Here is a 24,406-nt window from a genome sequence, read left to right on the forward strand (position 1 = left end):
GTCCTTATCGAAATTCCGGGGCGTCTCTGACGACCGTTTTTTATGAGGTGTGCCAGCGAAGTGCTATCGCGGCGTGGAAGGGACAATACCTAGATTTTTTATTCCCGAACAATATCTTTTATTCACGTTGATATTCCATTTTGTTCATGTAGGAATTTGCGCAGCGTTTCCTGCTCGGCCGGGCTGGCACTCTGGAAAATGCGCTGCACCTGTTCCAACGGCGAACCTGCGACCGGCAGGTTCAAATGCTCGGGCAGGATCTCGTCGCCGCTGCTCACCAGCAACGCGAAGTGAATGACGTTTTCCAGCTCACGGGTATTGCCCGGCCAGCTGTGGAGTTCCAGCACGCGCTGGGCGGCGTCACTGATCAGCGGCACCGGCAGGTCCAGACGCTGGCTGTAGATACCCAGGAAGTACTCGGCCAGGGACAGGATGTCACCCACGCGTTCGCGCAGTGCTGGCAAGTCCAGCCGCCCTTCGCTCAAGTAGTGAAACAAGCGCTCATGGAACTTGCCGGCTGCCACGGCCTGGGCTAGGTCAATGCTGGTGGCGGCGACCAGGCGCACATCCACCGGGCTGGGCTGATGGGCGCCGACGCGAGTGACTTCGTGGTTTTCCAGGGCAGCCAACAGCTTCACCTGGATCGGCAGCGGCAGGTCGCCAATCTCATCCAGGTACAAGGTGCCGCCATTCGCCGATCCGAACCACCCTGCCCGGCTGCTGGCCGCGCCACTGTGGGCACCGGCGGCGTAACCGAATAATTCCGCATCGGCATAGGTCGGGCTGATCGCACCGCAATTGACCGAGACAAACAAGCCTGTGCGGTCGCTGCCACGGTGGATGTGCCGCGCCAGCAGCTCTTTACCACTACCGGTTTCGCCACGAATCAATACGGGCAAGGCGCGCGGCGCGAGGCTTTCGAGGTCTTCGCGCAATTGCCGCGAACGGGGATCGACAAACACCAGCGCCTTGGCGCGGATACTCAGCGGGCTTTTTTCCGCGTCGGGAAAGGTCAGCAGTGGCTGGCCGTAGGTTTCATGCAGACTCATGGCAGGCTCCCGCCCCAAATCCACTGAGGGACGGGGCGTTTAAAAATATTCAGGCGGTGCGCCGGGCGTGATGCTCGAGGCGGCTTTGCAAGCGGTAGAGGTAAGCAAAGCCCTGCTCCCAGCGCTGGTGGCCAGACTTCACATTGATATGCCCGGCGCCGGACAGAATGCCGGCTTCGGCACCCCAATAGCGCGCCAGCTCCAGGGCTCGAGGGGCGCTGACGGCACTGTCGTTATCGGAACTGACCACCTGGCTGGGAAACGGCAACAGATCGGTCGGGATCGGCGCGAAATTACGCAATGCCGGAGAGCAAGCAGGACGCTCGACATCAGCCGGCGCCACCAGCAACGCACCGCGTACCTGGCGCAGGAACTGCACCGGTGCAGTGGCCGCCCAGTGCGCCACGGTGATGCAGCCCAGGCTGTGGGCGATCAGGATAACCGGCGTGCTGTCGGCCGCAATGGCCTCGGCCAGCGCGGCGACCCAGTCTTCGCGACGCGGGGTCAGCCAGTCGGCCTGCTCTACGCGGGCGCTATTGGGCAGGCTGTTCTGCCAGTGACTTTGCCAATGATCTTCTGGCGATCCTTGCCAGCCCGGCACGATCAGATAACGAATCGACTCGCTGTGCATGGGTGTGCCCTCCTGCAGCGTTTAACGTTGCTGAACAGTATAGGGACGGGTGTTATATTCGTTAAGGAATAAGAAGCTATTTATTAATAACCAAAATCTCATCCCCAAACTGTAGGATCCGGCTTGCCGGCGATAGCGGCGTATCAGCCAATCCATAGGCCACTGGAAGACCGCTATCGCTGGCAAGCCAGCTCCTACAGGGATCGGTAGGCGGCAGAAAACGCAGGTAAAAAAAAAGGCCGCACCCTGCCAAGGAGACGGCCAAAAAATTGTCGAGGCATTTGCAACTAACGTGCGGTAATCACCGACAACTTGGTGATGCCCGCGCGCTCGATAGACGCCATGGCTCGCGCCACTTCGCCGTAGTTCACTCCATCGTCAGCCTGCAGTTGCACCCGCACATCGGGGTCCTTGGCCTTGGCCGCCTGCAGGTTGAACTCCAGCAGGTCCGGCTGGATTTCGTCCTTGTTGATAAACAGTTTGCCGGCGCCGTCGATGCTCACCACCAGCGGGTCCTTCTGCTCCACCGGCGCGACCGCCTCGGTCTTGGGCAGGTTGATCGGGATCGCGTTGGTCAGCAGCGGCGCGGTGACGATAAACACCACCAGCAGCACCAGCATCACGTCCACCAGCGGCGTGACGTTGATCTCGCTCAGCACCTCATCGCTGTCTTGCGTGGAAAAGGCCATCTCAGGACGCCTCCTTCACTTTCTGCGCGTTGCCGGGCGCATGCTTGGTCAGGGCCGGGTGCAGCAGCACGCGGAACGAATTTTTCTGCGCCAGGCTGTAGAAGTCGTGGGCAAAGTCGTCCAGGTCCGCAGCCGTCAGCTTCAGGCGACGCAGGAAATAGTTGTAGACCAGCACCGCAGGCACCGCGACGGCGATACCCACGCCGGTGGCTACCAGTGCCGCACCGATCGGGCCGGCCACGGTTTCGAGGCTGGCGGAACCGGCGGCGCTGATGCCCTTGAGCGCTTCCATGATCCCCCACACGGTGCCGAACAGGCCGATAAACGGCGAGGTGCTGCCGATACTGGCGACCACGGCCAGGCCGGTCTCCAGGGAACGGCGCTCCCGCACGATTTGCTGGCGCAGGGCACGTTCGAGGCGGTCCTGGTGGTTGATCGCCTGGCTCAGGTCAGCGGCGTGCGGGGTGTCACCCACCTGGATCGCGGCATAACCGGCCTGGGCCACACGGGCAGCCGCGCCTGGCTGGGTTTCGGCCAGCTCGGCAGCCGAGTCGAGACTCGACGCCGCCCAGAACTGTTTGTGGAACTTGCGATCCTGGGCCTTGAGGCGACCGAACTGCACGCCCTTGAGCAGGGCCAGGCCCCAGGTGGCGACCGAAAAGACCACCAGCAGCCAGATCACCGCGCTTTCGATGGATTCAAGTGGAGATGCTAATGCCATGATGTTTTCCCTCTGTGCAGGTCGCGGCGTGCTCAACACACCGCAGCCGAATAGTTAGTGAATCTTGAAATCGATCGGGACGCTGACCCAGCCGTCTTGGGCCACATCGCCCTGCTTGGCCGGCACGAAGCTCCAACGCTTCACGGCGGTCAGCGCGGCGTCATCGAGTTGCTGGCGACCGCTGCTTTTCTGGACCTGGATCTCGCCCGGCTTGCCGCTGGCCAGTACATGCACCCGCAACAACACCGTGCCTTCCCAACCGCGACGCTGGGCCAGTGACGGGTACTCCGGCGCCGGGTTCTTCAGGTACGCGGCGTTGGCCGAAGCAGGCGTTACCGGCGCAGGCGCAGGCGGAGCAACGGGCGCGGGGGCCGGTGGGGCTGGCGTGGGTGGCGCAGGCGGTTGCTCGACCGGCTTCGGTGCAGGCTTGGGCTCAGGCTTTGGAACCGGCTTCGGCTTGGGCTTTGGAATCGGTTTGGGTGGGGCTGGCTTGGCGGCCAACTCATCCACGACCGGCGGCGGTGGCTCGACCACAGGTGGCGGTGGTGGCGGCGGCACAGGCGGTGGCGGTTCCACCACCGGCGGTGCCGGCTGCGAAAATTCGATGGTCATCGGTGGGATTTCCGGCGGCACGATCGGCAGCACCGGCGTCGGCTTCTGGCTCACCCAGTAAATCACCGCTCCGTGCAGGGCCAGCACCAGCAGACCGAGCAGGATCCCTTCGCGACGGCTGGAGAAACGCTTCGGCGTTTTCTGCGTGCGCAGTTGCCCCAACGGCGCGCGGTGCGGCCGGCCAAGGTCGACCAACTCACCACCCGGTGCCTGGCGCCATTGCGCCTCGTGTGCACTGGCGGCGGTCTGGACATTGCCCATTGATTCACTCCCTACGGTTTTGAAACAAAAAAACCGACAGGCCTGCATGGGAGGCCGTCGAGGGCTGAATCATCGGGGCCAGACGCTTATCTCTTAAAGTAATCTTTAAAGTTATAGATAGATCTAAAATGAATAAATGAAACATCCTGAAATGGCAAACCCACGTCCTGCGTGGCTTGGCGGCGAGTCGCCATTTTTGAATGCCTTTGAGGCATAAAAAATATTCAGTAAAGGCATGGGTCAGGCAGGGCTGTTTGCGCACAAATCGAGCAGTTGTCGTTGCAGGCTCTGCCCCGCCGCGCCCAAGCCAGTGCGGCCGTACAACGCCAACCGCACGCCTTGGACCTTCGGCAAACCGCTGTCCGAACCGAGCACGACATGCCCGTCCTGCACGACTCGACGGGGCAACAAACTGATACCCAGCCCCGCCGCCACTGCGGAACACACGCTGGCCAGGCTCGCGCTGGAATAACCAATGCGCCAGCGCCAGCCGGCCACTTCCAGGTGTTGCAGCATTTCATTGCGATACAGGCCGCCCACCGGAAATGCCACCAACGGCAATGGGTCGCGCCCCAACGACGGCGTGCTGCGGCTGTCGACCCAGCACAACGGCTCCGGCCACGAGGCCTGGCAGTCATCGCTGTCACCCATCTGCTTGACCAGCAATACGTCGAACTCACCGCTGCGGTACTGGCGCTGCAACTCGGGACCAAGGCCGCTGGTGACTTCCAGGCGCACCCGGGGATAGGCCTGCACAAACGACGAAAGCAGCGGCATCAGGCGCTCGGCGGCAAAGTCCTCCGGCACACCGAGGCGCAGCACACCGTCGCTCTGCTGGTTGATCAACACATCGGCGGCTTCTTCATGCAGCGCGAGGATGCGCCGCGCATAGGCCAGCAGGCGCTCGCCCTCAGCGGTCGCCACCACCCGGCGCTGATCGCGGTCCAGTAACTGGCACGCTACCGCGTCTTCAAGCCGACGGATCTGCTGGCTGACGGTGGACTGGGTCAGGTGCAGGCGCTCGGCGGCACGGGTGAAATTGCCGCAATCCACCACGGCGACAAAACTGCGCAACAACACGGGATCGAACATGACGCTCACCATTCCATTTGCCACTGGTTGGCATGGTTATATTTAATTTCAGAATACCTCGGCGGCTGCCCATACTTCACCCTCCATCCTGCCCAGAGGGGTTCCCATGACCGACGATCAACCGCACCTGCAACGCGCCATCCGATTGGCCCAGGCCAACGTCGCCAGCGGTGGCCGGCCCTTTGGCGCCGTGTTGACGCGCAACGGCGAAGTGCTGGTGGAGGCCGTGAATGAAATCCACTTGACCCAAGACCCCACCGCCCACGCCGAACTGCTGGCAATCCGCGCAGCAAGCCAGCAGCTCGGCGCGCGCCTGGACGGCTGTGTGATCTATGCCAGCGGCCAGCCCTGCCCCATGTGCCTGAGCGCCATGTACCTGTGCGGTGTGGAGCGAGTGGTGTTTGCCGCCAGCAATGCCATGGCCGAGCCGTTTGGCTTGTCGACGGCGGCGCTCGGGCAACAAGTGGGCTTGCCCGTGGGCGAACAGCGCTTGCCGATCCAGCACCTGCCCGACGCCGCCATGACAGCCCTGTATCGCGAATGGAAAACCCTGCATGCCCCAGAATAAGTCCCTCGCTGGCTGGGGCCTGCTGGTGGTCCTGGGCTTGAACCTGCGCCCCATCCTCAGCTCCATCAGCCCGCTGCTCGGCGAGATCCGCCAGGCCACCGGCCTCAGTTTCCAGAGCAGCGCCCTGCTCACCAGTTTGCCGGTGGTGTGCATGGGCCTGGTGGCGCTGGTAGGCGTGCGCGTGGAAGCGCAACTGGGTGAGCGACGCGGCATCGCCCTGGGCCTGGTGATGATCCTGTTGGCGTGCCTGGCCCGCTGGCTGATGGGCCAGGGGTCGACATTGTTGGTGACGGCATTGCTTGGCGGTGCCGGCGTGGCGCTGATCCAGGCGTTGGTGCCGGCGATGATCAAGCGTGAATTCCATCACCGCGTGCCGGTGGCGATGGGCGTGTATTCCGCGTCATTGATGGCCGGCGGCGGCCTGGCGGCGCTGCTCAGCCCGGTGGCGGCCAGCCACTTCCAGCAATGGCAGGCCGGGCTCGGCGTGTGGCTGTTGCCGGCGTTGGCGGCGTTGCTGCTGTGGGCCTGGTTGCCGCTGGGCGCAGCCAAAAACCTCCAGGTGGCGCCTGCCTTCCAGGGCCTGCGCAATCGCCGCGCCTGGCTGCTGGCGCTGTACTTCGGCCTGGTCAATTGCGGCTACATGAGCATGGTGGCGTGGCTGCCGGCTTACTATCAGCAACTGGGTTGGGACGTGTTGCCCAGCGGTTCATTGCTGGCGTTCATGACCATCTTCCAAGTGATCGCCGCGCTGTTGATGCCGGTGTTGGCGCAGCGCGGAGTCGACCGCCGGCCATTGCTGTGGATCAGCCTGCTGGCCCAGACCATTGGCTACCTCGGCCTATTGATCGCGCCGCTGCAGTTTCCCCACCTGTGGGTGGCGCTGTGCGGCTTCGGCCTGGGCGCGTGTTTCGCCCTGAGCCTGCTGCTGACCCTCGACCACCACCGCGACCCGCGCCAAGCCGGGCAACTGGCGGCGTTCGTGCAAGGCGTGGGCTTTTTGATCAATGCAATTTCGCCATGGCTGACCGGTTGGCTGCGCGAACTCACCGGCAGTTTCGTCAGTGCCTGGGCGGTGCTGACGGTGACGGCGGTCGCGATGCTGGTGGTGACACGGGTGTTCAGCCCCGCCACCTATCGCACGGCGCCGGCTCTATAGATATGCATTTAAGATCTAAATAAAACAAACATGCTTCATTGACGGAATAAGCATCGCCCTTAAAATCCCGGTTCCCCTACAGGATGCCGGGCACACCATGGACCTTCGCCAACTGCGCTACTTCATCGCGCTCAACGAGCACCGCAGTTTTGTGCGCGCGGCGGACGCCATGGGTATCACGCAGCCGGCGTTCAGCCGCAGCATCCAGGGCCTGGAGCAAGAGTTTGGCTGCGTGCTGGTGGACCGCGCCAATAAAGACCTGCGCCCCACGCCGGAAGGCCAAGTGGTCCTGCAACACGCCTTGAGCCTGGTGCAAGGCGCCGCATTGCTGAGCCATGAAGTCACGCGCATGACCAAACTCGATGCCGGCGAAGTACGTTTGGGCAGCGATGCCGTGGCGTCGGTGAACCTGGTGCCCCAGGCCATGGCGCGCTTTATCTCCACCTACCCCAAGGTGCGCACCGCCTTGCAGGTGGATAACTGGGAAAAACTTGGGCGCAGCCTGAACCGTGAAGAAATCGAATTCTTTATTGCCGATGTGCGGCACTTCGAGGCCGACCCTAACTTTCAGACCCAGGCCCTGACACCCCGGCGCAGCGTGTTTTTCTGCCGCGCGGGGCACCCGCTGCTGGCCAAGGACAGCCTGTCCACCAACGACCTGTTCGGCTACCCGCTGGCGACGCCACTGATCGCACCCGGCATTCGCAAACTGCTGGCCAACCTTAGCGGGCGCATCGACTTTGCCCCCGCCATCGAGCTTGAGCAGTTTGCTGCGCTGGCCACTATCGTGCGGCAATCCGACGCCATTGGCCTGGGCGCCGAAGAAGCGTTCGTCGACGCCTTCGCCCGTGGCGAACTGCAGGTGCTGCACTGGCGCAACCTGCCTCACGCCCTGGACAGCCTGAGCAACCGCTGCGGCGTGATCAGCCGCGCTGGGGTGCGCTTGTCGCCTGCGGCGAAGGCGCTGATCGAAACCCTGCAGGCGGTGGAAACCCAAGCCGATTGGCCCGCGCAAACGTCCCGAAATCATTGAAGCGCACGCCCATCTCGGCCATGACCTTGTGTGCCACCTTGGCGGTCATCTGGCGGATGTAGAACGGCTCCTTCACCACGAAATGGTGGATGCCGTGGGTGCTGCCGAAGTTGAAGCAGAACGCCTGCAACGGCCACAACCACCACGGGTTCAATACCTGGGTCTGCTGGATCGCGTTGCCCAGTTCCACATCGCCGTAGTAGTGCATGTTCGAGCTGACGAAGTGCAGGCAAAAGGTGCGCAGCACATTGGGGCCGATGATCACCACGGCGGCGATATCGATCACCTGCATCATCTGCAGGGTGCCGGCTGACCACTCGACGGGCGCACCCAGCAGGCTGGCGACGCCATTGGCGGCATGAAAGCCGAGGAACACATACCACGCCCCCCAATGCAGCAACGCCAACGGTGCGTACACCAGCAGCGAGCGCTTGAGGATGCTCAGTTTGTGCTTCCAGGTCTTGGCCCGCAGGATGCGGATGAAGGCCGACATGACGTTGTCGCCGACCATCAGCAAGCGCGCAAAACCCCAGGGCTCGCCGTTGGTAATGGCGCGCTCCTCCATGTCGGTCTCAGTGCCGGAAACCTTGTGATGGTTGAGGTGCAGGTGCCGGCGTACCCATGGGTTGATGGTGCTGGGCCGCGCCAGCCACACCAGGCCCATCATCAGGTTGTGGGGCAGGCGCTGCTTGCGAAAGTACATGCTGTGGATCAGGTCGTGTTCCAGCTCGTGGGTCAATGACGCCAGGAACGCGTTGAGCAGCAGGCATACCCACCAGGCCATGTGCCCGGTGATGTAGAGCGCCGCCGAGCCCAGCATGCCGAGCAGCGCAAACGCCAGGATGCCTGCGCCCAGCGCGTCCTGATGCAGCAGCCAAGGGTGTTGCTGGCGCAGGCGCACGCCTTCGGCCAGCACTACTTCACGGATATGCGCCGAACGCTGTTGCGCGTTCATCTGCTGGGGACTTGCAGAAGTACCGTCCATGCTTCCATCCTCTTGCTTATTGATGCTCACATCCTGCCCCAAGCAATGCCCCAGGATGCTAGCCCCGGACGCCAACCTGTTGACCGCAAGCGCCAATCGCCATGACCGAACCCACTTCCCTTGCCAGCTGGACCCGCGCCCTGCGCAAGCAGCTCGACGCCCTGGGCCTCGACAGCGCCGCGCTGTGCGTGCAAGCCGGGCTCGACCCACTGCAGATGGACGACCCGAATGCGCGTTACCCGCTGTCGGCCACCACGCGCTTGTGGGAACTGGCAGTGCAGGCCAGCGGTGATCCGGCGATTGGCTTGCGGGTGTCGCGGTTTGTCAGCCCCACCACGTTTCATGCGTTGGGGTATGCGCTGGTGGCCAGTGGCAGCTTGCGGGAAGTGTTCGAGCGCATCGTGCGGTATCACCAGGTGGTCAGCGATGCCTTGAGCCTGGAGCTGAGCGGCGACGGCGAACGCTATCGGTTCCGCTTGCTGCAACTACCGGGAAACCCAGCGCCAGCGTTCGAGGCCATCGATGCGTTTGCGGCGATCTATGTGCGTACCTGTCGCAATCGCCTGGGGCGCGAATACGCGCCGCTGGCGGTGTACCTGCGAAGGCCGGAACCGGCCGATCCCAAGCCATGGCACACGGCGTTTCGCGCGCCGGTGTTTTTCGGCGCTGAGGAAGACCGCCTGGAGTTCGCCGCGCAAGATTTCGACAGCCACCTGGACGACGCCAACCCCGAACTGGCCGAGCACAACGAAACCGTGCTCAAGCGTACCCTCGCCCAACTGCAACCGCTGACCTGGGAGCGCAAGGTCCGCCGGGTGATCGAAGCGCAGTTGCCCGACGGCGAACCCAGCGCCGAGCGGGTTGCGCAGGCGCTGCACCTGAGCCTGCGCAGCCTGCAACGCCATCTGGCGGATGAAGGCTGCCGGTTTGATGCGTTGCTCAATGAGTGCCGGGAGAATTTGGCGTTGCTGCATTTGCGGGATCCGCAATGCTCATTGGCCGAGATCAGCCATTTGCTTGGGTTTGCCGACACCAGCAGTTTCAACCGTGCATTCAAGCGCTGGACGGGGATGACGCCGGGGCAGTTCAGGGATGGGTTGCGGTAGGTGGATTTGCGGTGTTCGTGATGGCCCCATCGCGGGCAAGCCCGGCTCCTACAGGGAATGCATTCCAAATGTGGGAGCTGGCTTGCCTGCGATGGCGGTGGTCCAGGTATTGAAGATGCCGGATCAATCAGCGCCCACGGTCACGCCGCAACAACTTCTTCACCCGAGCCACCAAGGCCTTGGCTTCAAACGGCTTGAGCAAGTAATCATCCTCATGCAGTTCCAACCCGCGCAGACGGTCCTCGATCCCTTCCGGAGTCGTCAAGAACAACACCGGCGTCTCGCCCTTCTTGCGAATCGCCTGCTGCAACTTCCAGGCATTCAAACCCGGCAACATGACATCCAGGATCACCAAGTCATAGTCAGTGCTTTCCACAAACCGCTGAGCTGCCATGCCATTGGCTGCGACTTCCACTGCGAAGCCGGCCTCACTCAAGCCCTGGGCCATGAGTTGCGCCAATTTCGGCTGGTCTTCCACTAACAACACCTGCATGCCTACCTCTTGGTTCATTACAAACCTGTAATCGAATTGTTCGGCTTTTGACCGAGACCGCTGGCTAAGGTAGCGGCCTGCTTTCTGGAGCCGTTCCCATGTACCGCAATGCCTTGTTCTTGAGCTTCGCCATCAGCGCCAGCGTCCTGGCAGCACCACCGCTGCCACGCCACGCCGACCTGGATTTGCACACCGCACGCCAACTGGCAGACGCCAGCCTGGCGCAGTGCACGGCGGCACTTACCGTACTCGACCGGGGCGGCAATCCATTGCTGAGCCTGCGGGCCGACGGCGTAGGTCCGCACAACAGCATCGCCAGCCAACGCAAAGCGTACACGGCGTTGTCGACTAAAACCCCCACTCGGTTGTTTGCCGAGCGTGCGCGCAACAACCCCGAGGCCGCCAACCTTAACAGCTTGTCCGAATTGCTGTTGCTCGGGGGCGGCGTGCCGCTGTTCGCCGACACTGAATTGGTAGGCGCGCTTGGCATTGCCGGTGCCGGCGGTGCCGAGCAGGACGACGCGTGCGCGGTAAAGGCGGCCAATCAACTAGGCCTGACAATCACCCCTTGAGGAAACCTCGATGAAAACCCTGACTATGACCCTCGCCGCCCTCAGCCTGAGCGGCTTGAGCAGCCTGGCCCTGGCGGCCGGCAACCCGCTGAGCGTGCATGTGCTGAACCTGGAAAACGGCCTGCCGTCTGCCGGTGTCAGCGTCACCCTGGAGCAACACGTAGGCGATCACTGGCAGTCGCTGTCCGAAGGTGTCACCAACCAGCAGGGGCGCATCGCCGAACTGTTCCCGGCCAACCAAGCCATGAAGCCGGGCGAGTATCGCGTGGTGTTCAAGACCGGTGACTACTACAAGAAAGCCAATCGCGAGACGTTTTTCCCGGAAGTCCCGGTGATATTCGAGGTCAAGCAGGCCGACCAGCACTACCACATCCCGCTGCTGCTTAGCCCCTACGGCTTTTCGACGTATCGCGGTTCCTAGCCAGCCCCCGCGGCCTGCCGCAAGCGCGGCAGGTCGAGCACTTCAATCGCGCCGTAACTCAGCTTGATGATCTCCTGCTGCTCTAACGCCTTGAGCAAACTGTTGGTGGTCTGGCGCGACAGGCTCAGCATCGCGGCCAGATCTTCCTGGGGCAGTTGCAGGACGCGACGGGAATGCTCTATCTCGCCGTACCCGCCGGCAATCATCAGCAGCCGGTGAGCGATACGTGTCGACGCCGGCATCAGGCTCATCTGTTCGATATTGATCAGCGACAGGCGCAACTTCTGGCTCATCAACAACGCCATGTCGCGCCAATAAGCCGGGCTTTGGTCAAGAATCTCGAGCATCGCCGATTGCGGTACCTGCAACAGTGTGCACGGCCCAACCGACAAGGCGTCGTGGGTACGCGGCAAACCGTCGAACAGGCAGATCTCGCCGAACCAGTAAGGCGTTTCAACCAGGCTCAGAATAGCTTCCTTGCCCTGCGCATTGACCGCGCTGACCCGCACCGCCCCCTCCAATACCGCATACACCCCACAGGGCGGGTCACCGCGCCGGAACAGGTACTGCCCCGCCGTCAGCTGACGCAGCCGAGCCGCCGCCAGCAAACTATCCTGTAGCGGTACAGGCAGGTGGCTGAACCACTGGCCGGTGGCCAATCGGGCATGCCAGGTTGCCGCAATCATGAGAACTCCAGAGATTGTCGCCCAGTTGACAGTCAGTCGCCGGCTGACGGGAGATGATTAAACATCCTACAGGAGGAATAACAATGAAAAGCCTCGTCGACCATCTCAGTCAATACGCTGCCTACCACCGCGACCCGCGCAATATCGCCAGCCACTTTGTCGGCATTCCACTGATTGTTGTTGCGGTGGCCGTGCTGCTGTCGCGCCCGGAATGGGCGATCGGTGGGGTGTGGATTTCACCAGCGGCGATCGTCGCACTGCTGTCGGCGTGGTTTTACCTACGCCTGGAACTGGCGCTGGGTGTGTTGATGACGCTGCTGATGGGCTTGTCGGTATGGGCCGGGCATGTGCTGGCGGCGCAGAGCACGTTGGTGTGGCTCAGCAGCGGCATTGGGATGTTTGTGGTGGGTTGGGTGATTCAGTTCGTCGGGCATTACTACGAAGGCAAGAAGCCGGCGTTTGTGGACGACGTGTCGGGGCTGATCGTGGGGCCGTTGTTTGTGGTGGCGGAGTTGGCGTTTCTGCTGGGGCTGCGCCATGACCTCAAGCAACAGATCGAGGAGCGTTCGGGTCCGGTGGCCGTTAGAGGAAAACGCGCCACGATCTGAATATTAATGAAGATCCACTGTGGGAGCCGGGCTTGCCCGCGATGACGGTGGACCAGCCAACATCATTGTCGACTGAAAGTCCGCCATCGCGGGCAAGCCCGGCTCCCACAAGGGTTTTGCGGTGTTTTAGGCTCAGGCTTTTTGCCAGACCTTGGGTTTGAAGAACAGCGTCTCGCCGCGCGCCAGGCCGGTCAGGCTGTCGTGGTCTTTCACCACTTCGGCTTCGATCAATTCGCTCTGGCCTTCGACCTTCAAGGTCACACGCGTGGTCGCGCCCAGCGGGCGAATATCACGCACTTCAGCCGCGTGATGGTCTTCCAGCTCATGCCGTGACAGCGACACTTCGTGTGGGCGGAACAGCACGTGCTTGTCTTCACCCAGGTGCAGGCGGTTCGAATCACCCAGGAAGTGATAAACGAAATCGCTGGCCGGGTTCTCGTATACATCGCCCGGTGAACCGATCTGCTCGATCACACCCTTGTTCATCACCACGATACGGTCGGCAACTTCCATAGCCTCTTCCTGGTCGTGGGTCACGAACACCGAGGTCAGGTTGATGTCTTCGTGCAGGCGTGCCAGCCAGCGGCGCAGTTCTTTACGCACCTTGGCGTCGAGGGCGCCGAAGGGTTCGTCCAGCAGCAGCACTTTGGGCTCCACCGCCAGGGCACGGGCCAGGGCGATACGTTGGCGCTGGCCACCGGACAACTGCTCCGGGTAGCGATCCGACAACCAATCCAGCTGCACCATGTTCAACAGCTCATGCACCTTGACCGCGATCTGGCTTTCGTTCGGGCGCTGGTTCTTCGGTTTCATGCGCAGGCCGAACGCCACGTTGTCGAACACGGTCATGTGGCGGAACAGCGCGTAGTGCTGGAATACAAAGCCGACATTGCGATCACGCACGTCGTGGCCGGACACGTCTTCACCGTGGAACACGATGCTGCCGTCATCCGGGGTTTCCAGGCCGGCGATGATGCGCAGCAAGGTGGTCTTGCCGCAGCCGGACGGGCCAAGCAACGCCACCAGCTCGCCACTCTGGATGTCCAGGTTGATGCTGTTCAGGGCCTTGAAGGCGTTGAAGTTCTTGCTGACATTACGGACTTCGATCGACATGACTTATTCCTCAGCCGCACCGGCGCGCAGGCGGTTAATACGGTTCTCGCTCCACTGCTTGAGCAGCAGGATGAAGAGCGCCAGGATCAGCAGCAGACTCGCCACCGCAAACGCGGCAACGTGGTTGTATTCGTTGTAGAGAATCTCGACGTGCAGCGGCAGGGTGTTGGTTACGCCGCGAATGTGGCCGGACACCACCGACACCGCGCCGAACTCACCCATGGCCCGTGCGGTACACAGCACCACGCCGTAGATCAGGCCCCATTTGATGTTCGGCACGGTCACATGCCAGAACATCTGCCAGCCATTGGCACCCAGCAGGCGCGCAGCCTCTTCTTCCTGGGTGCCCTGCTCCTGCATCAGCGGGATCAGTTCGCGGGCCACGAAAGGTACGGTCACGAAGATGGTCGCCAGCACGATGCCCGGCAAGGCGAACACGATCTGGATGTCATGGTCCTGCAGCCACGGCCCAAAAAAGCCCTGGGCGCCGAACATCAGCACATAGACCAGGCCGGCGATCACCGGCGACACCGAGAATGGCAAATCGATCAGCGTCACCAGGATGCTTTTGCCACGGAACGAGTACTTGCTCACGCACCACGCGGCGCTGACGCCGAACACCAGGTTGAGCGGCACCGAAATCACCACGGCGATCACCGTGAGTTTCAACGCCGACAGCGCATCGGGTTCGAGGATCGCGGTGAAGAACGCGCCGAGGCCGTTTTTCAGGCCCTGGGTCACCACGATAAACAGCGGCAACAGCAGGAACAGTGCGAACACCAGCCAGCCGAGGCCGATCAGGATGCGTCGGGACGCAGCGCTGCCACGCCGGGCGGCGTTGGCCGAGGACGCGGCGGAAATAGACGATTGGGACATGTTCCGCGCCTCCTTATGGACGTTCGATGCGCCGCTGCAACAAGTTGATCAGCAGCAGCAGGACAAAGGAAACCACCAGCATCAGAACGCCGATGGACGTGGCGCCGCGGTAGTCGTACTGGTCGAGCTTGACCATGATCAGCAGCGGCAGGATCTCGGTTTTCATCGGCATGTTGCCGGCAATGAAAATCACCGAACCGTATTCACCGACGCCACGCGCGAACGCCAGGGCGAAGCCGGTCAGCCAGGCCGGCAGCAACGCAGGCACAAGGATGTAGCGGAACACCTGCAACGGCTTGGCACCCAGGCACGCGGCGGCTTCTTCGACTTCCCGGGGGATATCGGCCAGTACCGGCTGCACCGTGCGCACCACGAACGGCAGGGTGACGAAGGTCAGCGCCAGGGTGATACCCAGCGGGGTGTAGGCGATCTTGAAGCCCAGGTCGGCGGCGAACTGGCCGACCAGGCCGTTAGGCGTGTACAGCGCGGTCAACGCGATACCGGCAACGGCGGTGGGCAGGGCGAACGGCAGGTCGATCATCGCGTCGATGATCTTGCGGCCGGGGAAGGTGTAGCGCACCAGCACCCAGGCCAGCAGCGTGCCGATCACGCCGTTGATCAGCGCGGCGTACAGCGCGGTGCTGAAGCTCAGTTGCAACGCCGCCAGCACGCGCGGTGCGGAGATGATGTTCCAGAACTGATCCCAGGTGAGTTGAGCGGCGTGTACAAACATCGCCGCAAGGGGGATGAGTACGATCAGGCTGAGGTACACCACGGTGTAGCCCAGCGTCAGCCCGAAGCCGGGTATGACGGGGGAGATACGACGCGACATAAGAGTCCTTGGTTAAGGGAACTGACACACAAAACCCGCAGGTGAATGCGGGCTCTAATTGTAGGAGCCGGCTTGCCGGCGATGGGGCCCTTGAGGCTTACAGTGTTCTCTCTGGCCTCATCGCTGGCAAGCCAGCTCCTACAGGGGCATGCGTTTACTGCGCGGTGTAAATCTGATCGAACACGCCGCCGTCGTTAAAGAATTTCGGTTGGGCAGTTTTCCAGCCGCCGAAGTCTTTGTCGATAGTCACCAGGTCCAGTTTCGGGAACTGCTGGGCGTATTTGGCGGCCACTTTGGCATCGCGTGGGCGGTAGAAGTTCTTCGCCGCAATCTCCTGGCCAGCCGGGCTGTACAGGTGTTTCAGGTATTCGGTGGCGATTTCGGTGTTGCCCTTTTTCTCGGCGTTCTTGTCGACCACAGCCACTGGCGGCTCGGCGAGGATCGACAGGGAAGGCACGACGATATCGAACTTGTCGGCGCCGCCGTCTTCTTTCAGGGCCAGGAAGGCTTCGTTTTCCCACGCCAGCAACACGTCACCCTGACCGTTGTTGACGAAGGTGATGGTCGAACCGCGGGCACCGGTGTCCAGCACAGGCACGTGCTTGAACAGCTCTTTCACGTATTCCTGGGCCTTGGCTTCGCTGCCACCGGTTTTCAGGCCGTAGGCCCAGGCGGCAAGGAAGTTCCAGCGGGCGCCGCCGGAGGTTTTCGGGTTCGGGGTAATCACGGACACGTCTTTCTTGATCAGGTCGCCCCAATCCTTGATGCCTTTAGGGTTGCCCTTGCGCACCAGGAACACGATGGTCGAGGTGTACGGGGTGCTGGCGTCCGGCAGGCGGGTCTGCCAGTTTTCGGGGAGGGTCTTGCCCAGCTTGGCGATTTCGTCGATGTCACCGGCCAGGGCCAGGGTGACCACGTCGGCGCGCAGGCCGTCGATCACCGCACGGCCTTGTTTGCCCGAACCGCCGTGGGATTGCTGGATCTTGACGTTGTCGCCTGGGTGGGACTGTTTCCAGAAGTTGGTGAACTCAGCGTTGTAGTCCTGGTACAGCTCACGGGTAGGGTCGTACGAGACGTTGAGCAACTCGTAGTCCTTGGCAACCGCGGAACCTGCAAACACGGCGCTGGCCAGGGCGGCCAGGGCATAACGGCGAATCGACGACATAGAAGCTCCTGAAATTCTGGGGTGTTGGCTTTTTCTTATAGTTGCGGGTCTAGCATGCGAATCGCCGTTCTTGCTTAGCTCGGTTTGTTACCCGGGTTCTGCAGACGGAATTTCTCTTTGCGTTCAATCTGTACCACTTGCGCGTTATGCACAGTGATTTCCACCGCGCCAAACCGCAGATCGCGCAACGCGCTCTGGATCTCACGCAAAATGGCTGCTTCGTCCTGGCCGTCGACGCTACGTAGAGATGCGCTCATGGTCTCGCTCCTGAAATGAATAGTGCGTGCCTTGCAGTGGCGGCACTGCTTGCGGCGTGAGGGCGATAGTAGATAAGCGCGGATATTCTTAAAAATACTATTTAAGAATGTTTATATAACCAGAAAGAATTTTCTGGTGGGACGTGGGGTTGCGTGCGGGTTTCGCGTCAAACCCCTTTCAAAATAACCGCACAGTCCTGTAGGAGCCGGCTTGCCGGCGATAGAACTTGAAGCGTGCGCGGGTCGTTCGGGCCTCATCGCCGGCAAGCCGGCTCCTACAGGTTTTGCACTGCGGTTAGCGGATAACGGGGGCTCGTGACCAATCAATTTCGTGGACCGGCATCGGCCTGCCAAACCAATACCCCTGCCCCATATCGCAGTCCTGATCCAACAGAAACCGCGCCTGTTCAACCTGCTCGATCCCCTCGGCATGCACCTGCATGCCCATGCTTTTAGCGAGGGCGATCACCACGCGCACAATGGCCGCGTCGTCTTCGTCCCAGGGCAAACCGGCAACAAAGCCCTGGTCGATCTTGAGCTTCTGCACCGGCAGGCGCTTGAGGCGCAACAACGACGAGTAACCGGTACCAAAATCATCAATCGCCAGGCGCAGGCCCAGTTCGCGCAGGCGATGCAGTTGTTCCAGCGCCACTTCCGGATCATCCATCACGGCGCTTTCGGTGACTTCCAGCTCCAGGAACGCCGGATCCAGACCGGTGTTATGCAGCACCTGGGCCACCTGCTCATACAGCTCGCGCCGGGCAAACAGACGGCTGGACACATTGATGGCGATAAAACTCAGCGGCACGCCCTGTGCCAGCCAATCACACATCTGTCGGCAGGCCTGGTCCATCACCCAGGCATCAATCTCGGCAATCAGCCCGGTGCGCTCGGCGATCGGGATAAATTCCCCAGGCGGCACCAGGCCACGCTCCGGGTGCTGCCAGCGCACCAGCGCTTCGACGCCTATAAGGCGGCTGTTGTGCAGGTCGTGCACGGGTTGGTAATAGACGCAGAGTTCCTGCTGCTCCAGGGCACGGCGCAGCTCGCCAGCGATTTCCACGCGGTTCTGCGCATGGGCGGTGAGTTCTTCGGTGTACAAGGCATAGCCTTCGCGGCCAGCGCTCTTGGCCTTAAACAGCGCGGAGTCGGCGTTGCGCAGCAACTGCTCGGCGCTGAGGGCATCATTGGGGAACAGGCTGATACCAATACTGGCGCTGATAAACAGCTGATGACCATCAAAGATGAACGGCTGTTTCATCGCATCCAGCATGCGTTGCGCCAGGCCGGCGGCTTGTGCCACCTGTGGACAACTTTCCGCCAGCACGGCGAATTCATCCCCACCCAGGCGCGCCAGGGTCACGCCTGGGCCGAACAGCGCCTTGAGCCGCTCGCCCACCACCTTGAGCAACTGGTCGCCGACGTTATGGCCGAGGCTGTCGTTGATGATCTTGAAGTGGTCCAAGTCCAGCAACAGCAAGGCGCAGCCCCGCTTGTGGATTTGCGCCGAGGCCAGCGCCTGCTCGGCGCGGTCGGTGAACAGCAGGCGGTTGGGCAGGTCGGTCAGTGGGTCGTGATGCGCGAGGTGGGCCAGTTCGTGCTCGGAGTCCTTGATGGCGCTGATGTCGGAAAACACTGCGACATAGTGGCTGACCTTGCCTTGGTCATCGTGGATCACGCGAATGGTTTGCCACTGTGGATAAATCTCGCCGCTTTTGCGTCGATTCCAGATTTCACCGCTCCATTCGCCGGTGCGCTCCAGGCTCTGGAACATCTGCTGGTAGAAATTCGACGAATGGCGACCGGACTTGAACAGGCTGGGCTGCTGGCCCATGACGTCTTCGCGGCAGTAGCCGGTGATCTCCATGAAGGCCCGGTTCACGTGCACGATCAGCCCCTGCGCGTCGGTCACCAGTACGCCTTCGCGGGTGCAATCGAACACGGCGGCGGCCTGGCGTAGGCGTTCGCGGTTTTCCTTCAGCGGTTGCTGCAGCTGGTTGGCACGCGCAAATCGGGCGCATAGCAGGTAAATCGCCAACGCGCTGAGGGCCACCCACACGTAGCCGCGCACCTGCAGCCAGTGGTTCAACTCACTCGGGTTATCGAGAAACTCGATCAATACCTGATGAGTAACCCCTATCCACAGAACGGAAACCAACAGGTATACCAGCCCCGCACGCAGGGCACCTCGGTATGAAAACAGCATATGGTTAGTAATCCTTACCAAAAAACAGAATCGCCCTACAAAGGCTGCGGATTATAGAATAAGAAACATCCAGTCACTCCTATCTGAAAGGGCGGCTGGTTTTCTCTGTAGGCTTAGTGATAATGCGTGAGCTGTTCTTTTCTTTATCTGAGGGCCATACAGCCTATGTGGTACAACGGTTTTCTTGACCTGTCAGCCTGGCAACTGGTGGCGGTCACTCTGTTGATGACCCACGTGACCATCGTTGCGGTCACGGTCTATCTGCATCGTTATTCAGCCCATCGCTCCCTGGAGCTCAATGCCGGCCTGAAACACTTCTTCCGCTTCTGGCTGTGGCTGACCACGGCGCAGAACACCCGCGAGTGGACCGCCATCCACCGCAAGCACCACGCCAAGTGCGAAACCGTCGACGACCCGCACAGCCCGGTCATCAAGGGCCTGTCCACCGTAATGCGCAAAGGCGCCGAGCTGTACCGCGCCGAGGCCGAAAACCCCGAGACCCTGCGCATCTACGGCAAGAACTGCCCGGACGACTGGATCGAACGCAAGATCTACACCCCGTACCCATTGCTGGGCGTGGCGATCATGGGCGTGATCGACCTGATGCTGTTCGGCACCATCGGCATCACCATCTGGGCGATCCAGATGATGTGGATTCCGTTCTGGGCCGCCGGTGTGATCAACGGCCTGGGGCATGCCGTGGGTTATCGCAACTTCGAATGCCGTGACGCGGCGACCAACCTGGTGCCGTGGGGCATCATCGTTGGCGGCGAAGAGCTGCATAACAACCATCACACCTACCCCAATTCCGCCAAGCTGTCGGTGAAAAAGTGGGAGTTCGACCTGGGCTGGGCCTGGATCAAGGTGTTCAGTTTCCTGCGCCTGGCCAAGGTGCAGCGCGTCGCGCCGATCGCCCACCGCGTGGAAGGCAAGGGCAGCCTGGACATGGACACCGCCATGGCGATCCTCAACAACCGCTTCCAGATCATGGCGCAGTACCGCAAGTTGGTGATCGGTCCGCTGGTCAAGCAGGAGCTGGAAAAGGTCGATCACTCGGTTCGCCACCAATTCCACCGCGCCAAGCGCCTGCTGTCGCGAGAAACCAGCCTGCTGGACGACCGCCACCACCTGCGCATCCAGAGCATGCTGGAACACAGCCAGGCCTTGAAAGTGATCTATGAAAAGCGCCTGGCGCTGCAGCAGATCTGGCTCAAGACCAGTTCAAATGGCCACGATATGCTGGCAGCCATCAAGGAATGGGTGCATGAAGCCGAGGCCAGCGGCATCCAGTCCCTGCGGGATTTTGCCCACCAACTGAAGACCTATTCGCTGCGTCCTGCGGCAGTCTGACAGTGCGGCGGGAGGGGCTTCCCTCCCGCCTACCAGCTTTTTGGCGTCATTTCTCGGACACCGGCAATCGGTCCTGTTGACGGAACTTCACTGCAATTCGCCTCTCTCAATGAACACTTCGCCATCATGGTGGCCCCTTGTAGTGACCGCTGCTAAATCCTGCGGCGCGCCCAGAGAGAGTTGTGCCGATGGTTCACGAAAAGTCCTCCTTGATCGACGCTCCTACGACTGAGCCTCCCCGCCCAGCCGCGGCGGCGACCCTGCTGGCGCTGATGCATGCCCAGGGTGAAGTCGAGCGATTGAGCGAGCGTGAGCAGCTGCTGAGCTCAATGCTGGTCAGCGTGAATGCCGTGCTGTGGGCCATCGACTGGGAAACACGCCGCGTGCTGTACGTGAGCCCGGCCTATGAACGCGTTTTCGGACGTTCCGCCGGACTGCTGCTGGCCGACCATCGGGAATGGCGCAACAGCATTCACCCCGAAGACCTCGACTACGCCGAACACAGCCTGGCCCGCGTGCTGGAACAGGGCGCCGTGGAAGACCGCGAGTACCGCATCATCACCGCCGACGGGCAGATCCGTTGGTTGAGCGACAAGTGCTACATCAACCAGCAGGTGGAGCCTGGCGAACCGCTGATAGTGGTAGGCATGGCCGAGGACATCACCGAAAAGAAACAAATGGAGCTGGAGCTGCATCGTCTCGCAACCACCGACGTGCTGACCCAGAGCAGCAATCGCCGGCACTTCTTCGAGTGCGCCAACCAGGCCTTCGACAGCGCCTGTGCCCAAGGCGCGCCGCTGTCCTTCCTGTTGCTGGACATCGATGACTTCAAGGACGTCAACGACACCTACGGCCACTTGGAAGGCGATCAGGTGTTGCGGCGTATCGCCGAGAGCGGACGCGGGGTATTGCGCCGGGGCGACCTGTTTGGGCGCATAGGTGGCGAAGAGTTCGCAGCCGTGCTGCCCGGCTGCGGCCCGGAGATGGCTTTGCAGGTGGCCGAACGGTTGGGCAAGGAGATTCAGGCGCTGAGTTTCAGCTACGAGGGCCAGGCGTTCAGCGTGACCATTAGCCAAGGCCTGGCCAGCCTCACCGAGGCAGATTCGACCCTGGACAGCCTGTTCGCCCGCGCCGATGCCGCCATGTACGAGGCCAAGCGCCTGGGCAAGAACCGTGTCATAGCGGGCTAACACCGATCACCCTATAGGACCTGGCTTGCCAGCGATGGCGGTGTGTCGGCCTCCACCGCTATCGCTGGCAAGCCAGCTCCTACAGGGGTTCGGTGTGGACTTCAGGTCTTGCGGATCCGCGTCAGTTCCGCCAAGCCGACCTTGAGCAGTCGCGCCGTCTTGCCCCTGGCCAGCTCTTCCAAACCTTCATGCTCAGTCAAACGCGCCATTTGCGCCGCCAGGTTCACCACCAGCGCATCCCGCGCATAGACCCCGCCCTCCAACGAGTAAATCGCCGCAATCAACTGGCGCAACTCATGCGGCAAGCGCCAACGCGCGCGCAGTGCCGAACCATAGGCGGCGCCAAAGGTGTAGAGGGACTCGCCAATCGCTTCGTCGTCCAGCGCGCCGCCGCCCTGGCGCCAGTCTTCCAGGCAGCGCAGCAGCGCCAGGTCACCCAGCCGATGGAGGATACCGGCGCTGTAGCAGCGTTCGTGGTCCAGCTCCAGCATGCGCGCCAGGCGCCGGGCGTAGTCGGCGGTGTCCTGGGACAACTGCCAGTGGCGCTCGGCGTAGGCCACCAGGGCCGGATCGCCCAATACCACGTTGTGCTTGAGCGCCAACCCCAGGATCAGGTTCATGCTCTGCCCCGGCACCAGCTTGTGCAGGGCAGCGTGCAGGGTTTGCACGGGTGTGCCGTGATGACCGGCACTGTTGGCGGCGGCGATGAGCACGGCGGTGATTTGTGGGTCCATGCGCACTTGGTCTTCCAGGCGCGTGAGGTCCAGGCCTTCTGGCCCGAGGCTGTGTTGCACGGCGGCTTTTACATCCACCCGCAATGGCGCGCCATCGGAGGCCTCGCGGCGGCGCTCCAGGAACACCGGCAAGGTTATGCCGGGCGCCAGCGGTGGGATCTCGCAGTAAACGTTCTCACCTTCGTTGAGCAACAGGTCTTGCAGGCGCTGCGTCAGGCCTTCCATGTTCAGGGGTTTGGTCAGGTACGCCGTGGGCGCCAGGGGCAGGGCTTCGCGCACGCTGGCGCTGTCATTGCGGCTGCTGAGCAGGATGAACGGCAGCGCGGGCGAGCGACGCTTCTGGCGCACGTTGCGCAGCAGGCTCAGCCCATCGATGCCCGGCAGCTCCCAATCCGCCAGGATCAGGTCGTAGGCTTTTTCTCGCAGTAATGTCGCCGCGTGCTGCCCGTCGGCACACACATCCAGCCGCGCATCGCAGCGCACATTCAACAGCACTTGCTTGAGCAGATCCCGCGACCAAGGGTCCGCCTCGGCAATCAATACGCGGGGTACAGCGGGTAAATCAACAGCAGTCATCCAGCACGCTCCCTCGGCAATGCTGCAACCTTAGACAATGGAGGGGCCTACGTACAATGAACAAGGCCTGAATGTGCGGCAATAGGCACAAAAAAACCCGCCGAAGCGGGTTTTTTCTGTCGATCAGGTCAGCATCCGCTTACAGCTCGGAGAAGCACTCTTCGATGATCGCCAGGCCTTTGTCCAACTGCTCGTCCGGCGAGGTCAGCGGGACCAGTACGCGCAACACGTTGCCGTAGGTGCCGCAGGACAGCAGGATCAGGCCCTTGTCACGCGCCTTGGCCACCACGGAGGCAACGGCAGCAGCGTTTGGCTTGTGGCTGTCGCCATCTTCGAACAGCTCGACCGCGATCATCGCGCCCAGGGCACGCACTTCGCCAATCACCGGGTACTTGGCCTGGATGGCTTTGAGCCCGGTAACCAGACGCTCGCCGACAGCTTTGCAGCGGTCCAGCAGGTGTTCTTCTTCGAACACTTCCATCACCGCCAGCGCGGCCGCGCAAGCGATCGGGCTACCGGCGTAGGTGCCGCCCAGGCCGCCTGGGGCGATGGCGTCCATGTATTCCGCCTTGCCACACACACCGGCCAGCGGGAAGCCGCCAGCGATGGATTTGGCGAAGGTGGTCAGGTCGGCGGCAACGCCCATCTGTTCCATGGCAAAGAAGGTACCGGTACGGCCGGCACCGGTTTGCACTTCGTCGGCGATCAGCAGGATGCCGTGCTTGTCACACAGCTCGCGCAGGCGCTTCATGAAGGCTTTAGGCGCGACGTAGAAACCGCCTTCGCCCTGCACCGGCTCGATGATGATCGCGGCAATATCGCGCGGCTCGGCATCGTTCTTGAAGATGCGTTCGATGCTGGCGATCGAGTCGTCCACGCTCACACCGTGCAGTTCGTTCGGGTACAGCGCGCGGAACACGCCGCCTGGCATCAAGCCCATGCCGGCCGAGTAAGGCACGACTTTACCGGTGAGACCCAGGGTCATCATGGTACGGCCGTGGTAGGCACCGGTGAACGCGATCACGCCGGCGCGGCCAGTCGCGGCACGGGCGATTTTCACGGCGTTTTCAACGGCTTCGGAACCGGTGGTGACCAGCAGGGTTTTCTTGGCGAAATCACCTGGGACCTTGGCGTTCACTTTCTCGCACAGTTCCACGTAAGGCTCGTAGGCCAGGACCTGGAAGCAGGTGTGGGTCAACTTGTTCAGTTGCTCGGTCACGGCCGCGATGATTTTCGGGTGCACGTGGCCGGTGTTCAGCACGGCGATACCGCCGGCGAAATCGATGAACTCGCGACCTTCAACGTCGGTCACGGTGGCGTTCTTCGCGGATTCGGCGAAGATCGGGTGAATCTGGCCAACACCGCGCGGTACAGCGGCTTCGCGGCGTTTCATCAGGGATGCGTTGGTCTTGCTCATAAAGTCC

The 24,406-nt window shown here is 61.9% G+C and carries 26 protein-coding genes; 9 read left to right on the forward strand and 17 right to left on the reverse strand.

Translation table 11 applies throughout. The features are described from left to right. Positions 1 to 122 precede the first annotated feature (122 nt). The 6 genes from AC0IYN_RS09405 to AC0IYN_RS09430 form a co-directional block, all read right to left on the reverse strand. Entirely contained in the window at positions 123 to 1,049 is a 927-nt protein-coding gene (locus AC0IYN_RS09405) for a sigma 54-interacting transcriptional regulator (RefSeq protein WP_406597270.1), read from the reverse strand. 49 nt (positions 1,050 to 1,098) lie between these two features. Then, a complete protein-coding gene (locus AC0IYN_RS09410) occupies positions 1,099 to 1,680 on the reverse strand; it encodes an alpha/beta hydrolase (RefSeq protein WP_406597269.1) in 582 nt (193 codons plus the stop codon). A 287-nt stretch (positions 1,681 to 1,967) separates the two neighbouring features. Then, complete coding sequence (locus AC0IYN_RS09415) at positions 1,968 to 2,369, reverse strand: ExbD/TolR family protein (RefSeq protein WP_010565408.1); 402 nt, start codon at positions 2,367 to 2,369, stop codon at positions 1,968 to 1,970. Position 2,370: 1 nt separating this feature from the next. Beyond that, the gene (locus AC0IYN_RS09420; protein ID WP_406597301.1) at positions 2,371 to 3,093 is read right to left on the reverse strand and encodes a MotA/TolQ/ExbB proton channel family protein; all 723 of its coding nucleotides are present in this window, start codon (positions 3,091 to 3,093) and stop codon (positions 2,371 to 2,373) included. 51 nt (positions 3,094 to 3,144) lie between these two features. Beyond that, entirely contained in the window at positions 3,145 to 3,963 is an 819-nt protein-coding gene (locus tag AC0IYN_RS09425) for an energy transducer TonB (RefSeq protein WP_406597268.1), read from the reverse strand. Between the two features lie 240 nt (positions 3,964 to 4,203). Next, positions 4,204 to 5,055: a LysR family transcriptional regulator gene (locus tag AC0IYN_RS09430; protein WP_457238427.1), complete on the reverse strand. Its 852-nt coding sequence runs from the start codon at positions 5,053 to 5,055 to the stop codon at positions 4,204 to 4,206. Positions 5,056 to 5,161: 106 nt separating this feature from the next. Here AC0IYN_RS09430 and AC0IYN_RS09435 point away from each other — a divergent pair, with 106 nt between their 5' ends. From AC0IYN_RS09435 to AC0IYN_RS09445, 3 genes are all read left to right on the forward strand, one after another. Next, a complete protein-coding gene (locus AC0IYN_RS09435) occupies positions 5,162 to 5,623 on the forward strand; it encodes a nucleoside deaminase (RefSeq protein WP_406597266.1) in 462 nt (153 codons plus the stop codon). Beyond that, positions 5,610 to 6,779, forward strand: coding sequence for a CynX/NimT family MFS transporter (locus tag AC0IYN_RS09440; protein ID WP_471841181.1), 1,170 nt, complete (start codon positions 5,610 to 5,612; stop codon positions 6,777 to 6,779). Before AC0IYN_RS09435 ends, AC0IYN_RS09440 begins: the two co-directional genes overlap by 14 nt. Positions 6,780 to 6,876: 97 nt before the next feature. Further along, entirely contained in the window at positions 6,877 to 7,812 is a 936-nt protein-coding gene (locus AC0IYN_RS09445; RefSeq protein ID WP_457238426.1) for a LysR family transcriptional regulator, read from the forward strand. On the opposite strand, the gene AC0IYN_RS09450 is transcribed toward AC0IYN_RS09445, so the two are convergent. After that, entirely contained in the window at positions 7,703 to 8,797 is a 1,095-nt protein-coding gene (locus AC0IYN_RS09450; RefSeq protein WP_457238425.1) for a fatty acid desaturase, read from the reverse strand. The two genes, AC0IYN_RS09445 and AC0IYN_RS09450, sit on opposite strands and share 110 nt — an antisense overlap. 101 nt (positions 8,798 to 8,898) lie before the next feature. On the opposite strand from AC0IYN_RS09450, the gene AC0IYN_RS09455 reads away from it, so the two are divergent. Further along, the gene (locus AC0IYN_RS09455) at positions 8,899 to 9,903 is read left to right on the forward strand and encodes an AraC family transcriptional regulator (RefSeq protein WP_471841185.1); all 1,005 of its coding nucleotides are present in this window, start codon (positions 8,899 to 8,901) and stop codon (positions 9,901 to 9,903) included. Between the two features lie 127 nt (positions 9,904 to 10,030). Here AC0IYN_RS09455 and AC0IYN_RS09460 read toward each other — a convergent pair whose 3' ends face one another. Beyond that, complete coding sequence (locus AC0IYN_RS09460; RefSeq protein WP_177111780.1) at positions 10,031 to 10,396, reverse strand: response regulator; 366 nt, start codon at positions 10,394 to 10,396, stop codon at positions 10,031 to 10,033. A 98-nt stretch (positions 10,397 to 10,494) separates the two neighbouring features. Here AC0IYN_RS09460 and AC0IYN_RS09465 point away from each other — a divergent pair, with 98 nt between their 5' ends. Together AC0IYN_RS09465 and uraH are read left to right on the forward strand one after the other, a co-directional pair. Beyond that, entirely contained in the window at positions 10,495 to 10,968 is a 474-nt protein-coding gene (locus tag AC0IYN_RS09465; RefSeq protein WP_058424845.1) for a GlcG/HbpS family heme-binding protein, read from the forward strand. A gap of 10 nt (positions 10,969 to 10,978) precedes the next feature. Continuing rightward, on the forward strand, positions 10,979 to 11,389 hold the full coding sequence (uraH, locus tag AC0IYN_RS09470) for a hydroxyisourate hydrolase (RefSeq protein WP_028615259.1): 411 nt from the start codon (positions 10,979 to 10,981) through the stop codon (positions 11,387 to 11,389). Here the strand turns inward: uraH and AC0IYN_RS09475 are convergent. Next, complete coding sequence (locus AC0IYN_RS09475; RefSeq protein ID WP_071489768.1) at positions 11,386 to 12,075, reverse strand: Crp/Fnr family transcriptional regulator; 690 nt, start codon at positions 12,073 to 12,075, stop codon at positions 11,386 to 11,388. The two genes, uraH and AC0IYN_RS09475, sit on opposite strands and share 4 nt — an antisense overlap. Positions 12,076 to 12,158: 83 nt before the next feature. Here AC0IYN_RS09475 and AC0IYN_RS09480 point away from each other — a divergent pair, with 83 nt between their 5' ends. Continuing rightward, positions 12,159 to 12,683, forward strand: coding sequence for an Mpo1 family 2-hydroxy fatty acid dioxygenase (locus AC0IYN_RS09480; protein ID WP_457249091.1), 525 nt, complete (start codon positions 12,159 to 12,161; stop codon positions 12,681 to 12,683). A 132-nt stretch (positions 12,684 to 12,815) separates the two neighbouring features. Here AC0IYN_RS09480 and AC0IYN_RS09485 read toward each other — a convergent pair whose 3' ends face one another. The 6 genes from AC0IYN_RS09485 to dibA form a co-directional block, all read right to left on the reverse strand. After that, a complete protein-coding gene (locus AC0IYN_RS09485; RefSeq protein WP_028615256.1) occupies positions 12,816 to 13,796 on the reverse strand; it encodes a sulfate/molybdate ABC transporter ATP-binding protein in 981 nt (326 codons plus the stop codon). A gap of 3 nt (positions 13,797 to 13,799) precedes the next feature. Further along, a complete protein-coding gene (gene cysW / locus AC0IYN_RS09490; RefSeq protein WP_010214166.1) occupies positions 13,800 to 14,672 on the reverse strand; it encodes a sulfate ABC transporter permease subunit CysW in 873 nt (290 codons plus the stop codon). 13 nt (positions 14,673 to 14,685) lie between these two features. Next, complete coding sequence (gene cysT / locus AC0IYN_RS09495) at positions 14,686 to 15,504, reverse strand: sulfate ABC transporter permease subunit CysT (protein WP_012721625.1); 819 nt, start codon at positions 15,502 to 15,504, stop codon at positions 14,686 to 14,688. Between the two features lie 154 nt (positions 15,505 to 15,658). Continuing rightward, positions 15,659 to 16,669, reverse strand: a complete 1,011-nt coding sequence (locus AC0IYN_RS09500) for a sulfate ABC transporter substrate-binding protein (protein WP_028615255.1) — start codon at positions 16,667 to 16,669, stop codon at positions 15,659 to 15,661. A gap of 74 nt (positions 16,670 to 16,743) precedes the next feature. Further along, on the reverse strand, positions 16,744 to 16,926 hold the full coding sequence (gene oscA / locus AC0IYN_RS09505; RefSeq protein ID WP_003170956.1) for a sulfur starvation response protein OscA: 183 nt from the start codon (positions 16,924 to 16,926) through the stop codon (positions 16,744 to 16,746). A gap of 295 nt (positions 16,927 to 17,221) precedes the next feature. Then, on the reverse strand, positions 17,222 to 19,132 hold the full coding sequence (gene dibA / locus AC0IYN_RS09510; RefSeq protein WP_406597259.1) for a phosphodiesterase DibA: 1,911 nt from the start codon (positions 19,130 to 19,132) through the stop codon (positions 17,222 to 17,224). A 165-nt stretch (positions 19,133 to 19,297) separates the two neighbouring features. Between dibA and desA the strand changes: the two genes are divergently transcribed. Next, complete coding sequence (gene desA, locus AC0IYN_RS09515) at positions 19,298 to 20,482, forward strand: delta-9 fatty acid desaturase DesA (RefSeq protein ID WP_078046342.1); 1,185 nt, start codon at positions 19,298 to 19,300, stop codon at positions 20,480 to 20,482. A 188-nt stretch (positions 20,483 to 20,670) separates the two neighbouring features. Continuing rightward, positions 20,671 to 21,672 carry a sensor domain-containing diguanylate cyclase gene (locus tag AC0IYN_RS09520; RefSeq protein ID WP_457238420.1) on the forward strand — a complete coding sequence of 334 codons (1,002 nt, stop codon included), beginning with the start codon at positions 20,671 to 20,673 and terminating at the stop codon, positions 21,670 to 21,672. 101 nt (positions 21,673 to 21,773) lie between these two features. Here the strand turns inward: AC0IYN_RS09520 and AC0IYN_RS09525 are convergent, their stop codons facing one another. Together AC0IYN_RS09525 and gabT are read right to left on the reverse strand one after the other, a co-directional pair. Next, positions 21,774 to 22,982, reverse strand: coding sequence for an HDOD domain-containing protein (locus AC0IYN_RS09525; protein WP_457247883.1), 1,209 nt, complete (start codon positions 22,980 to 22,982; stop codon positions 21,774 to 21,776). A gap of 139 nt (positions 22,983 to 23,121) precedes the next feature. Then, the gene (gene gabT, locus AC0IYN_RS09530; RefSeq protein WP_025855478.1) at positions 23,122 to 24,399 is read right to left on the reverse strand and encodes a 4-aminobutyrate--2-oxoglutarate transaminase; all 1,278 of its coding nucleotides are present in this window, start codon (positions 24,397 to 24,399) and stop codon (positions 23,122 to 23,124) included. Positions 24,400 to 24,406: the final 7 nt, after the last annotated feature.

It is taken from the genome of Pseudomonas sp. AC112 (assembly GCF_979253545.1).